We start from the raw sequence: 12,086 nt of genomic DNA, 5'->3' as shown, positions 1-12,086 counted from the left end.
TACTTTATTTAAGTGTTATTGGAAGTTCAGGTACTTTATCCTCGTCAATCTCAAAACCGAAGTTTAAAATTGATGAATTAAAAATCTCATCGTTATAAATAAAATTCATGTTAAAAACATCCTTCGACTTTTGAGATGGAAAAGCAAACAGTACTCTTTTTCTGGAGCCAAGTTCATAGCCATTTTCTTCATGAAAAATTGAAGGTGAAATAGTGTCCCCATCTATCGCCAGCTTTACATTTGAAGCAATTGTATTTGCTTTGCCACTAAAAGCATTTAAAAATAATTCTTTTTCAAGTAGACCATTCTTATCTCTTACCTCTTTATCTTGTATGGCTATCTCCAAAACAAAATATTTACTTCCTCTATAGCCTTCACGTAACGAGTCCAATTCTTTGTCTGTATATGTTTTACCCGGATCTAGCTCACCGGATAAAAATAAATCCACAGGACGGTATTGAACTGAAAAAATCAGATTATTAATTTCTTTTGTTTTTATAAATCCGTTTTCCTGATCATTAAACCAGGCTTTATACTCAGCAATAGTTTTGGGATGCGAACAGGAATAATAGCTCAATCCACTGACCAAGCTGATTATAGCAAAAAAATACTTCCTCATTACTTTCCGGAATATTTGGCATTTAACACCTTCAAAACCTCGTCGGTAATATCATCTCCCTCGCGACCATAAAGCAGATTACCATTCTCTGCAACTCCAAAAATATAATCATAGCCACTCCTCTTTCCATACTCAAGAATATAGCTATTGATCTGATTTAATACAGAGGCCCCCATAAGCTCCTTTTCCTCATCCGCTTTTTCTTCCAACGCGGCCTTATAATTCAACAACTCCTGTTCCCGCTTTCTGAGAGCATCCTCTCTATTTCTTCTTTCATTTGAAGGCAACCTGGATGATTCCTGCTTAAAAATTTTAATTTCGTGAGCAAGCCCTGCCCCCAAAGTATCTATATTGGCCTGCCATGCCTTGACCTTTTGTTCATAAGCCTTACTACTTTCTTTTACACCTTTATATTCAGAAAGTATCCTGCTATTATAGACATATGCTATTTTAGGTGTCCTAATAAAAAGATAAAGTGAAAAAGATAAACTTATTACACTAATTAAAAAAAGGCTAATAAAAACACTCCAAAAAATATTTTTATTAAAATCTACTTTATTGAATGAACTCATAACTTCACTAAAAAATAATGCATGAAAATAATAACATTTTTGAATTCGTCGAAATTGAAAGTCAATACGACCATGTAATATTTATAACCAAAAAATAAATTTCAAAAAATTTAACGACAATAAAAGATGTACAAATATATTAAACATTTATTTATTTTAGCAATGCTTTTATAAAAACAAATATTACACTAACTATTTCAATATGTATTAAAATTTAATCAATTAATAAAAATGTGAATAATTAAAATCAAACATTAACATCACACTTTCTTTTCAATTAATAAATAAAAAATAGATATCTGAACCTTTGGACTAAATGACAAATAACATAGGTAGAATTTTATAATTGTACTTTAAACATACAATTCATTACCAATTTCAAAGAAAAAGACAATTTAATGTATTTAACTACAATTGACCCTCACTAATCGAGGCTAAGAAAAAGCATATGATCAAAAACACCTACTAAGTCTGCATTTCAAGTTTTGATAGAAGCCGCCTGCCAATAATTTTAGTCATATTTGATTTTTATAGAATTCTTTATCCTTAAACTTTATTGTTAATTTATTCAGAGCTTGTTAAATAGTATATCAAACTTTCATGCCCGCTAGCTCTATAATGATACACTCAACTCTAATACTAAAATAGGGCCTGCTCATCTCTGAACTGGCTCCAATTTAACACACCACAAACAAACAAAAAATCAATGTGCTGGACAAGTCCACATTTGCGCCTTTATTTTTTCTTAACAAAATCAATACAAAGGGAACATATATTAAAAACAGAATTCCAAGATAAAGGAATGCATCCATATAAGATAAAACCATCGCTTGTTTGGTTATTCCTAAGTCCAACAGTTTACAACCTTTTGCCAGTACTTGTTCCGCTGAAAAGCCTTTTGCTGCAAAGCCTTGCTGCATTTCATGAACCCTATCCATTGCATTTATACCATCAACACTTAAATGAGATACAACGTCAGAACGGTGCTGAACACTTTTCCTTACAATAAAAGTATTAATAATTGCTATCCCGAATGAACCGCCTAACTGCCTCATCAATCCTGCAAACGCAGCTCCCTGTCCTATCTCCGGCCCTTTCAGTCCTGAAAGCGAAAGATTGGTTATTGGCATAAATAATAATGCCAGTCCAACTCCTCTTGTTACCAGCACTCAGAAGAAATCATCACCAGAGGTGTATGGAGACAATATCATATATGCCCAGAAAATATAGATAAAAAAGAGGAGCATGCCCGTTGCGACAATTACTGTGTAAGGTTGATCCGAACAATCGTATCTTTAAAGTTAGCGGTAACCCATACTTTATCACTAACAACAATATTACACAGCTGCTGTCCTGCCTGTACAAGTTGCCCTGGTACAAGATTGATGGCAGAAACCTGTCCATCCGCTTGAGAAGCAATTACAGTATAAGAAAGGTTCAGCAATGCAATATCAAGATCTGCTTCTCATTGTTTGATTATAGAAAAAGCCACTTTAATCTGTTGTATGGTAGCATTGGTTTGAGATGCAACTGCTTTAGACTAGCTTTCAGTTGCTCTTTTCTTATCTTCCAATACTTTCAGATGATGACCTGCTGTTTGATTTTCAGCAAGAGCCTGCTCATATTGGACCTGACTGATAGAATGAACTTTGATCAGATCTGAATATCGGACAAAGTCCTTTTCTGCTCTCCATGAATATACTTGCTGACACCATAATATCCCCCAAGTGCAACAAGGACTACAAGGATAATAGCAAAAGTTTTATTTTTATTTTTAACAGCTACCTGCTCATTAGTGGTACTCTCATTATTCATTTTTTTAGAAGATTTATTTTCGACAATTTCAATAGTTTCCATAATGAAATTTGGAACTATGTTAATAATTATTTTTAGGTTCGTTATTAGCAACACCTGATGTTTGTAATAGTCTGCGATACGCAACTACCGCATCTGCTTTAGAATTTGCATAGTCCAGATTAGCCAGCAATTGTTGCACAAAAGCATCCAGCAGATCTGTTGTTGTGACCAAGTTATTGCGATATTTACTTTTTGTTATTCTGTTATTTTCAGTTGCCTGTTCAAGGGCCTGAGCATATACTTCTATCTTCTTTTTACTCAAAACATATCCTTCGAAAGCCTGGGCTACTTCCATTTTTACTCTGTCATTCATCAGATCCTGACTGGCTTTAACTTCTGCCAGACGGACTTTAGCTGACTTTACCTTTGCTCCCGTCTTCCATACCGAAGCAACATTATAACTTAACCCAAGTCCTGCATTCCATGCATTTGAAATAGAAAACAAATGTGGAATATTAGCTGCAAAATATCCGCCTGTTATTTTTAAGGAAGGATAATAGTCTGCCTTTGCCATTCTGATTCCCGCTGAAGCTGACTGCTCTCTGTACTTAAGTGCTGCGAGATCATGTCTGTTCGTAAGCGCTACCTGCTCAAACTCAGAAAACGTTCTTGCATCATTAATTTCGACAAAAGATGTACTATCAAGTTGAAGCAAAGTATTTTCATCAAGTCCAAGCATAATATTCATATTAAGGTTTGCCAGCCTCTGATTGCTTTCAGCATCCATTAAGGCAAGCTGAACATTAGACTGCTGAAGCTGAACCCTGAGCAAGTCGTTCCGAGCTATAACACCATTTTTTTCAAGGTTTGTAAAATCAGCAGTTCTCAATTCCGCCTGTTTAAGATTTTCTCTTACAATTAAAACTGTTGACTGAGCTTTGAATAAGTTACTATAAGCCGCTACAGTATTTTGAATGATAGCATCCTTATCATTTTCAGCATCAAGTTTTGTCGCTTCTTCAAGATATCTGGAAGACTCGATCCCATTTTTTGTTCTGAACCCTGTAAATAAAGGTATTGAGCCACTTACTATAGCATAAGCTGCCTCATTAATATCCGGCGATACCGTATTGCCTAAAGGACCACCGATTGTTGGCTTTGTCAGTCGAATATAGTTTGCAGATCCGGTCAGATCAGGTAGTCGTCTTTCCCTGGCTTCCACAGTTGAAGCAGTAGCAGCTTCAACTTTCACTTTATTTAATTTAAGTTGCTTATTATTCTGCAGACATAATTCTACAGCCTCATTTAGAGTAAGAAATTTTGTATTCTGAGCGAGAGATACCTCTGAATTAAGCCCTGTTATAATTAATGCAGCAGCGATTACTCGTTTTTTTAGTGGTAGCATTGCTTTCTAAAGTCTTTATTTGCTTTTAAGTATTCCTGTAATAAAAATTCCTCTCAGATTTTTGATGCGCTTTTCAATTAAATCCAGATCACTTTTTTCAAGCTGATAAGAATCTTTGTTTTTGATTGTAATGCTTCTTAATCCATTCATCGTCGAAATAAACAAATCAGCGTATTCAGAGACATCAATATCCCTAAACTCATTATTGTTTACCCCTTCTTTCAAAATTTTAGAAACCAATGCTACTCCTGATTTGAAAAAATTATTCAGGAGATCCCCCTAAGAGAAGTTTTACTGTCACCAGGCTCATTTTAATTTTTCCAAGATTCACAAACACATTCAAAAAATATTCATGCCTTTTATTCGTATATTGAACAAGCTTATTTTTTACTGTGCCTTAATTATCAATAATTTACTTTTTGATATCGCGAAAAAATCCATCCAGCTCTCTTTTTACAACCGCACTAAATAATGCGTCTTTATCTGCAAAATAATAGTAAATGGAAGCCTTGGACAATCCTACATCCGAAACAATTTCTACTATGGTTGTCTTTGCAAATTCATAATAACCAAAGCATTTATAGCAGCATCCAGAATTGAATTCACCTTAACATTATCCGTATTTGAAGAAGTTCAAGCATTTTATTTTTTTAACTTTCTGGCAAAATAAGTCAAATACACAACTAAAGTTTCCATAAAAATGCTCAGTATGAAGAATTACTTTTTAGGATAATTACCGGAATAGACCATTATAATTCTGAAGGAATTTTGAAGAAAATTATGACAACCTAAAATTCAAATGCATAAACTAAAAATTAAAATATTTTTATAAGCTGGTAGTAAGAGAAAAGGAAAATTTATAACAAAAAATAAGAACTAAGACCTATTCCTTTTTCATAACTATTTTCGCATGAGGACCTCGTACGATAAAAATAGAATCATTTTCTACAGTGTAAAACATTGCATAATTCAGTTGCAGACAGAGGTTATGATTTATTAAACTATCAATTTTAAAATACAGATATGGAATATCCTGATCTTTTAAAAATATCATGTCCCTATTTACTCTATATTTACCACTAAAATTATCCTCCTGCCTATTATCTAAAATAAAAGTTGAATCAGGCATCAAAGCAATCGTAAATTGTTTATTCAAAAACCTTTTATCGATTGATTCACCTTCAGAAAAAGAAGTTTCGAACCAAGAACTAAGTCCCGTAAATACAATCTTCTCAGCCCTCCATTTTCCAATCAGCAAATCATATTCTGATTTTCTTTCTTCTATTCGGTTTGAACAGGCTATACAAGCAATTAAAACAATAAAAAAGCAAAGAGCCTTATTCATTATCATATAAAACTACTTTTGCTTCTTAACCAGTGCTTTTGCATTATTCTCCACTATCCTGAATTTGACAATCTTTGTTATCAAACCAGTTGGCAAAGGCTTATCTAAAGGGAATTGTATAGCACCTTTTGAAGTTTTATAATCAGCTAATTCATCAGCAAACTCTGTAATGCCGGAGTTTGTAGGATAAAAACCGACATGCTTTTTATAAGCAGCATAATAAACAAGAGCTCCATTTAACTTAAAAGCTGGCATATTATAACTGATCACTTCTTCAGCCTTTGGAGCAGCCTTAATAATTGTTTGCCTAAGCTTCTCAAGAATTGGTCTTACTTCCGGAGGAAATGAGCTTATATATTCATCAACAGTTTTGAACTTATGAGCTTCCATATTTAAGATTTATTTTCCGTGCTTCATAACTTCAGCTGGAAATTTATCAGCTATAAGATTAAGATTGATATTATGCTCAAGAAAGGCCTTTAGGCCATCCAATACTGTTGTAAAACCTCCTGTTGAATCTTTAATTGCTTCAAGCAACTCATCCCCTGTTTGATTAAACCCAAAGTGCTTAATCGTAACATAAGTAGAACCATCGCTCAGGGTTTTAAAATCAAAATCTACAGTTGTAGCAGGCTCATCCCATTCGATAATGATCTTCTTGCCAGGTATTATCTCCTTAGCAATTACAGTTGTAGAAACGTCATACATTTCCCATTTCCAGACTACTTTCTTACCAACCTCCAGCTTGTCACTTCCATAAGTGAACCAGAAATTCTTTGTAATTTCAGGATCTATAAAGGCTTCAAAAACCTTTTCAGCGGATTTTCTGATGAGCATTTGACATTCGGAACCTTTCATATTTATCTTATTTTTTATTCTAAAGTTTTACTTCCCTTTCTTACGCCTCTCTGTAACCTGCTGGCCACCTATGCCCCAGTTATCAGTCGATACTTCATCAATGACTACAACTGTTGTTTCTGGATTTTTATTAAGAACTATCTTAAGTAGCTCCGTAACACCCTCGATTAATTCAGCTTTCTGCTGCGATGTCACATTCTCATCGGTAATTTTTATATTGACGTATGGCATAATGTTTTGATCTATAAAAATGAATCTATAAAAAGAATATTAATTATTCAAACCTTTTTTGTCTAATAGAAAATCTGTCTTTAAATCAGATAATTTTCCAATAGCTAATATTCAGAACAAAGTTTTTCAAATACAAATAAATTCACTATCAAATTGTTCATCAATAACCTATATCATTCATCTACAATGACAATTCACTTCTTTTAATAATTAATAATCATTTGTTCAAAAATTTATAAACTAAACGAATCCATAAAAACCTGAATATAAAAAACTTCATTCCAGTAAATGTTTTTTCTTTGGTGAACAAGCTCTGATACCTTTTGAAATCCCTGCTTACTTGTTTATTTTTACTTTACAACTACTATGATGATGCAAAGAATTATTTCCTTCTCTCTGATTTTCAGTTTCTGTTTTATATTAATTATTCAGTCCTTTAGTCAGAATAGCCTTAAAACCCATTCGGACACTTTAATAACTCAACAAGATTCCCTCACAAAAAAAAGAGAACGAGGATTCCGAAAAAACTCTGACCTGGCTGCAATTTTCTCAGATTCTACAAAACTTACAAGCAGTGACTATCAGATTCGCATAGAGAAAAATTATGCTATTCTCTCTTTGATTAAAAACAAAAGTGATCTGGGTCCTGGCATTCGTAATATCCAGCGAAAACTTGCTGACAGTGACTCTGCATTACTCGTTTTAAAAGATAATATCCTAAACAACAGCCAGGCTCTGGGGCTCAGAAATCTTCAGATGTTCCGGAGTTTATTAAATGACATTCATAACGATATAGAAAAACAGAGCCACCTACTCGATAGTGCAGAAGCTACTCTTAATAGTTTAAAAAATGAGTTGAAGGTAATGATGAAAGATACAGTCATCAGAAGCCTGATGCGTGATTCTGTTAACAGAAAACTTTTTGCTCCACAGCTAAAAGAAATGCGGGAGGCATGGCGCGCCGGAACTTCCAGATTAAAAGAAAGTATTACACTCATTAATTTACTCCAGACGCATAATTCAGCCAATGCTGTAATTACATCTACCTTGCTTGAAAAAGTTAACAACCTTCTGCTTACCTCATTCTCCAGGGTATTCAGCAAGGAAACTTATTACCTTTGGGAGCCATTGCCGCATCAATCATTAAATCAATTGCGGCAATCATATGAGAAAGCTCGTATTGGTGAAAGAAAAGCACTTAATTATTATTTTAAAGACAGTCTTAACAACAGACTATTTCTGCTTGTTATCGGCCTTATTTTTGGAATATGGCTTTACAGAAATATATACAGGTTAAAAATATCAGACTCATTGGATAAGGTCCAATATCTGGAGATTGAATACCTTTATCCTCATTTTATTGCGTCATCCTTTGTTCTCATATTTACATTAGCTCCTTTTTTTGATCTGGATGCACCTTCGGTTTATATAGAATCGATGCAGTTTTTGTTAATTCTGACTCTTACATTCATCTGCTTTAAGAAATGGCCAAGAAACCTCTTTATTTATTGGCTTGCAATGATAGTCCTTTACATTTGTTTTTCATTTACCCAATATATACTACTTCCAGGCCTTATTCAGAGATTCGGCCTTATTTTACTCAATGTACTTTCTGTTATATTCGGATCATTATTCCTGAGAGGCTTAAAGAATCATTTGCAGTTGCGTGGATTCCTGAAATTTGTCATTATCCTGCATAATGTAATGAACATCCTTGCAATCCTGTTCAACGTGTTTGGACGATTCTCACTGTCTCAAATCCTTGGAAACACTGCCATATTCTCCTTTACACAAGCTATAGGTCTTGCTATATTCAGCAAGATATTCATAGAAGCAATACTACTCCAAATCGAAACAAGCAGAATCAGACAAGGCTTTAAAACTAATTTTGATTTTCATGCGGTCATAAAAGACTTTCAGGGACTTGTAATGTTTACTGTTATTCTGTTATGGATTATCGTATTTACAACAAACCTGAATATATATAATACTACCAAAGATGCCGTTGCTATTCTTATGACCAAACAACGAGCTATTGGTAGCGCCAGCTTCACACTTGGAGGGGTAGTATTATTTTTCCTCATTATCTGGGTAGCTCACCTGCTTCAGAAATACGTTGGATATTTCTTCGGAGATACAGGTAATGAAGATATTCAAAACAAGAATCAACGCTCAAGAATGCTCATAGCAAGACTTGTGGTTCTTTGCGCAGGTTATTTGCTTGCTGTAACAGCATCAGGACTCCCTGTTGATAAAATCACCATTGTATTAGGAGCTCTTGGTGTAGGTATCGGACTTGGCTTGCAGAATATCGTTACAAACTTTGTATCTGGTATTATTCTTATTTTTGACAGACCTCTTCAGGTTGGTGACTCTATAGAAATCGGAGACAAAACAGGAAAAGTCAGAGAGATCGGGATTCGTTCAAGTACGCTATTAACAGGCGACGGTGCCGAAGTGATTATTCCTAACGGTGATATTTTATCTCAACACATTACTAACTGGACTTTAAGCAATACACAGCAAAGGCTTGCTATTTCAATGACTGTAAATGGAAATCAGGATATTGAAAAAATCTCTAATACCATAAAAACATCCATATCCTCTTCGTCCTATGTAAAAGCTAACTCAATACCCGAAATCGAATTTATAGCTCTTAAAAAAGAAGTATGCGAATTAAAGATACATTTTTGGTGTAAAGATGTTTACAAGGCGGAGGAAGCAAAAAGTAACATCATCTATCATTTATTTAAAGAGTTTGGAGAAATTAATATTTCAATAAAAGGATAATAATATATCGAGGAATCTTTCCTATAAGCTTGCCTTCCCAAAGTTTCATTTTATGAAATTTAGACTCTGGGAAGGCATATTTCTTTCTTATTTTTTTTAAGTATTTCCTGCTAAAAATTTCTACCATTGTGAAATTTAAATAAATCTGGGTTAATAAACATTAAGTTCATTTCAACTAATATAACTCTACATTATTGGCCCTTTCCCTTTGATATACTCTTTATGGGATAAAAACATTCCAACAAAGAAACAGTTTATATCCAAACTAATGAAGTCAATGAAACTATAGGGATATTATGCAAGACGACGATAAACCCCAACTTTCCTTTAACAAACTTCTTACTAAAAATCCTGTACATGCTTCATTTCTTTTTGCATCTCAGCGTACAGGATTAGCTTTTCAGAGAACTCGTCTGAGCGCAGACAGAACATTAATGGCTGTTATCCGAACTTCCCTGTCTCTGATAAGTTTCGGATTCACAATTTTCCAGATTTTCTGGCACCTAAAGGAGGAATTCCATAAACATTGGAGATCACTGATGCCTAGAATATTAGGATTCATCCTTGTTATACTTGGCATCTTAATGCTAGTCATTGGAATCGCTTATCAGGTAAGGTTTATGAAACAGATCCGTATTGAAAGAGAAGATATGATGAATAAGGGCCTCCTTCCGGATGAAGATAAGTTTCCCGTTTCCTTCACATTGATTATTGCTACACTCTTACTTTTTGCTGGGATTTTTGCCGCCATATATATGGGAATCCAAGTTCTAAAACCTAACATCAACCTTCCTTAAAAAAGACAACAACACCCCAAAAAAACTATTAAACACAAAAAACATCATCATATTCAACACCAAAACATCTTTATTTTACATAAAAACACCATAAATACCCCTAAAATTTTGACCAAAAATTAAAAAAGTTATTTTTATCCTGCACAAGGGATTTTTTGTCCTGTAATTCCCTTAAATTATCTTTTACCTTTAATCAAAGAAATCATATGAAAGATCTGCCAGTATTAACGATCAGTAATTTTGAAGATTACAATCATTGCCACCATTGTGGTAATAGTTTCTACATCAGAAACTTGGACAAGCACCTAAAAGACAATTTGTTTCTGGACAGGCCTCATGGACATGATTTCTTTATTTTACTTTTCATAACAAGTGGATCTGGAATGCATAGCATTGATTTTAAAAATTACCACGTGAAAGCCGGCAGCTTATTCCTGTTATCTCCCGGACAAGTACATCATTGGAATTTATCTTCTGACATTAATGGATACATTTTATTCTTTACCAAAGAATACTTTCAGTTGGACTTCAATTACAATAAACTTTTAACACTGCCATTCTTCTATACTCATATCAATTCCCCCTGCATGGAGATTAAAGAAGAGGATATTGAACAGGTTTCAAACATATTTAAAAAGATTGATGATGAGTATCTGAACAAAAGAAAATTATTCCATGATGTTATCAGGCTTAATCTTAAGATGCTGCTGATCGAACTGGAAAGAAAATATACCGGAAATCAGCAAGCATCCGGTCTTATGCAATACCAGATGAATCAGTTGCATAAGCTGGAGACATTAATTGATGCGCATTATAAGGAGCATAAGCAAATTTCCGAATATGCAAGCATTATGAATATCTCCATTAAACAGCTGAATACGCTATGTAAAAAAGCCCTTAATAAAACTCCGGGTGATTTATTACAGGAACGATTGATCCTTGAAGCCAAGCGGCTTTTGGTTTATTCAGACAATTCAATCAGTTCAATTGCATATAGTCTTAATTATACGGATAACTCATATTTCATAAGATTATTCAGAAAGCTGACTACCATGACTCCTGAGCAATTCAGGATAGTACAACTTTCAGAATGCATCAGTTAAAACTCCTTGGCTTGGCTTGGCTTTTGACGCAGACTTTAAAATTATACCATAACCTTTATTAAATTAATTATGATCAGCAAAATCGAAATGACCGAAGCCATTATTACAGCAAAAACAAAAAAGAAAACCACATGGAAAGAAATATCAAACTGCATTGGTCTTTCTGAAGTTTTTACAACCTCTGCATGTCTTGGACAAAATACACTTTCTAAATCAGAAGCAGAAAAACTGGGCACTTTTCTGGACCTAAGTTCTGAAGTAGTAAATACCTTACAAGTTTTCCCAACCAAAGGACCAGGTCAGGAAATATCTACAGATCCTCTTATATACAGATTCTTTGAAATTTGTTTTGTTTATGGACCTACACTTAAAGAAGTAATTCAGGATAAAATGGGAGACGGAATTATGAGTGCCATTGATTTTACAATGAACGTCGATAAGGTAGAAGACCCCAAAGGGGACCGGGTTGTTGTGACAATGAACGGGAAGTTTCTACCATATAAGAAATGGTAATAAAATGCCCTTAATTATCCTTGCAAAATTTCAACATTTTGCAGGGATGATTTCGA

The 12,086-nt window shown here is 34.0% G+C and carries 15 protein-coding genes and 1 pseudogene; 4 read left to right on the top strand and 12 right to left on the bottom strand.

From position 1 onward, the window contains the following. Positions 1 to 4: 4 nt before the first annotated feature. From MYP_RS13840 to MYP_RS13795, 12 genes and pseudogenes are all read right to left on the bottom strand, one after another. Positions 5 to 619 carry a hypothetical protein gene (locus MYP_RS13840; RefSeq protein WP_045464419.1) on the bottom strand — a complete coding sequence of 205 codons (615 nt, stop codon included), beginning with the start codon at positions 617 to 619 and terminating at the stop codon, positions 5 to 7. Further along, a complete protein-coding gene (locus MYP_RS13835) occupies positions 619 to 1,191 on the bottom strand; it encodes an OmpH family outer membrane protein (protein WP_045464417.1) in 573 nt (190 codons plus the stop codon). The genes MYP_RS13840 and MYP_RS13835 overlap by 1 nt, the downstream gene beginning before the upstream one ends. 677 nt (positions 1,192 to 1,868) lie before the next feature. Further along, positions 1,869 to 2,321 (bottom strand): hypothetical protein, encoded by a 453-nt coding sequence (locus tag MYP_RS13830; RefSeq protein ID WP_156140595.1) that lies wholly within the window; start codon positions 2,319 to 2,321, stop codon positions 1,869 to 1,871. Between the two features lie 131 nt (positions 2,322 to 2,452). Continuing rightward, positions 2,453 to 2,635, bottom strand: coding sequence for an HlyD family efflux transporter periplasmic adaptor subunit (locus tag MYP_RS25125; RefSeq protein ID WP_052430203.1), 183 nt, complete (start codon positions 2,633 to 2,635; stop codon positions 2,453 to 2,455). A gap of 209 nt (positions 2,636 to 2,844) precedes the next feature. Further along, positions 2,845 to 3,048 carry a hypothetical protein gene (locus tag MYP_RS25120; protein WP_052430202.1) on the bottom strand — a complete coding sequence of 68 codons (204 nt, stop codon included), beginning with the start codon at positions 3,046 to 3,048 and terminating at the stop codon, positions 2,845 to 2,847. Between the two features lie 19 nt (positions 3,049 to 3,067). Next, positions 3,068 to 4,393: a TolC family protein gene (locus MYP_RS13820; protein ID WP_045464414.1), complete on the bottom strand. Its 1,326-nt coding sequence runs from the start codon at positions 4,391 to 4,393 to the stop codon at positions 3,068 to 3,070. A 15-nt stretch (positions 4,394 to 4,408) separates the two neighbouring features. After that, entirely contained in the window at positions 4,409 to 4,633 is a 225-nt protein-coding gene (locus MYP_RS13815) for a hypothetical protein (RefSeq protein ID WP_045464412.1), read from the bottom strand. Between the two features lie 172 nt (positions 4,634 to 4,805). Further along, a pseudogene (locus tag MYP_RS26940) lies at positions 4,806 to 4,958 on the bottom strand (TetR/AcrR family transcriptional regulator); the annotation flags it as partial. A gap of 318 nt (positions 4,959 to 5,276) precedes the next feature. Continuing rightward, positions 5,277 to 5,738, bottom strand: coding sequence for a hypothetical protein (locus tag MYP_RS13810; RefSeq protein WP_045464410.1), 462 nt, complete (start codon positions 5,736 to 5,738; stop codon positions 5,277 to 5,279). A gap of 12 nt (positions 5,739 to 5,750) precedes the next feature. Next, positions 5,751 to 6,128, bottom strand: coding sequence for an iron chaperone (locus MYP_RS13805; RefSeq protein WP_045464408.1), 378 nt, complete (start codon positions 6,126 to 6,128; stop codon positions 5,751 to 5,753). Between the two features lie 9 nt (positions 6,129 to 6,137). Beyond that, positions 6,138 to 6,596 (bottom strand): SRPBCC family protein, encoded by a 459-nt coding sequence (locus tag MYP_RS13800; protein ID WP_045464406.1) that lies wholly within the window; start codon positions 6,594 to 6,596, stop codon positions 6,138 to 6,140. 27 nt (positions 6,597 to 6,623) lie between these two features. Further along, the gene (locus tag MYP_RS13795) at positions 6,624 to 6,827 is read right to left on the bottom strand and encodes a 2-hydroxymuconate tautomerase family protein (protein ID WP_045464404.1); all 204 of its coding nucleotides are present in this window, start codon (positions 6,825 to 6,827) and stop codon (positions 6,624 to 6,626) included. Between the two features lie 366 nt (positions 6,828 to 7,193). Between MYP_RS13795 and MYP_RS13790 the strand changes: the two genes are divergently transcribed. The 4 genes from MYP_RS13790 to cynS all read left to right on the top strand — a co-directional run bounded on the left by MYP_RS13790 (position 7,194) and on the right by cynS (position 12,030). Then, on the top strand, positions 7,194 to 9,617 hold the full coding sequence (locus MYP_RS13790) for a mechanosensitive ion channel family protein (protein WP_045464402.1): 2,424 nt from the start codon (positions 7,194 to 7,196) through the stop codon (positions 9,615 to 9,617). A gap of 296 nt (positions 9,618 to 9,913) precedes the next feature. After that, positions 9,914 to 10,414 carry a YidH family protein gene (locus tag MYP_RS13785; RefSeq protein WP_081990519.1) on the top strand — a complete coding sequence of 167 codons (501 nt, stop codon included), beginning with the start codon at positions 9,914 to 9,916 and terminating at the stop codon, positions 10,412 to 10,414. 206 nt (positions 10,415 to 10,620) lie between these two features. Then, entirely contained in the window at positions 10,621 to 11,517 is an 897-nt protein-coding gene (locus MYP_RS13780) for a helix-turn-helix domain-containing protein (protein WP_045464400.1), read from the top strand. A gap of 69 nt (positions 11,518 to 11,586) precedes the next feature. Further along, positions 11,587 to 12,030: a cyanase gene (cynS, locus tag MYP_RS13775; protein ID WP_045464398.1), complete on the top strand. Its 444-nt coding sequence runs from the start codon at positions 11,587 to 11,589 to the stop codon at positions 12,028 to 12,030. Positions 12,031 to 12,086: the final 56 nt, after the last annotated feature.

Origin of the sequence: Sporocytophaga myxococcoides (assembly GCF_000775915.1) — a bacterium.
Classification (GTDB): domain Bacteria; phylum Bacteroidota; class Bacteroidia; order Cytophagales; family Cytophagaceae; genus Sporocytophaga; species Sporocytophaga myxococcoides_A.
This window is presented reverse-complemented; position numbering and strand designations above follow the sequence as displayed.

Excerpts from the sequence above, each read along its gene's own strand:
- MYP_RS13840 (WP_045464419.1), bottom strand. The coding sequence starts at position 619 with ATGAGGAAGTATTTTTTTGCTATAATCAGCTTGGTCAGTGGATTGAGC.
- MYP_RS13810 (WP_045464410.1), bottom strand. The coding sequence starts at position 5,738 with ATGAATAAGGCTCTTTGCTTTTTTATTGTTTTAATTGCTTGTATAGCC.
- MYP_RS25120 (WP_052430202.1), bottom strand. The coding sequence starts at position 3,048 with ATGGAAACTATTGAAATTGTCGAAAATAAATCTTCTAAAAAAATGAAT.
- MYP_RS13795 (WP_045464404.1), bottom strand. The coding sequence starts at position 6,827 with ATGCCATACGTCAATATAAAAATTACCGATGAGAATGTGACATCGCAG.
- MYP_RS13785 (WP_081990519.1), top strand. The coding sequence starts at position 9,914 with ATGCAAGACGACGATAAACCCCAACTTTCCTTTAACAAACTTCTTACT.
- cynS (WP_045464398.1), top strand. The coding sequence starts at position 11,587 with ATGATCAGCAAAATCGAAATGACCGAAGCCATTATTACAGCAAAAACA.
- MYP_RS13820 (WP_045464414.1), bottom strand. The coding sequence starts at position 4,393 with ATGCTACCACTAAAAAAACGAGTAATCGCTGCTGCATTAATTATAACA.
- MYP_RS13830 (WP_156140595.1), bottom strand. The coding sequence starts at position 2,321 with ATGCCAATAACCAATCTTTCGCTTTCAGGACTGAAAGGGCCGGAGATA.
- MYP_RS13835 (WP_045464417.1), bottom strand. The coding sequence starts at position 1,191 with ATGAGTTCATTCAATAAAGTAGATTTTAATAAAAATATTTTTTGGAGT.
- MYP_RS13800 (WP_045464406.1), bottom strand. The coding sequence starts at position 6,596 with ATGAAAGGTTCCGAATGTCAAATGCTCATCAGAAAATCCGCTGAAAAG.
- MYP_RS13780 (WP_045464400.1), top strand. The coding sequence starts at position 10,621 with ATGAAAGATCTGCCAGTATTAACGATCAGTAATTTTGAAGATTACAAT.
- MYP_RS13805 (WP_045464408.1), bottom strand. The coding sequence starts at position 6,128 with ATGGAAGCTCATAAGTTCAAAACTGTTGATGAATATATAAGCTCATTT.
- MYP_RS13790 (WP_045464402.1), top strand. The coding sequence starts at position 7,194 with ATGATGATGCAAAGAATTATTTCCTTCTCTCTGATTTTCAGTTTCTGT.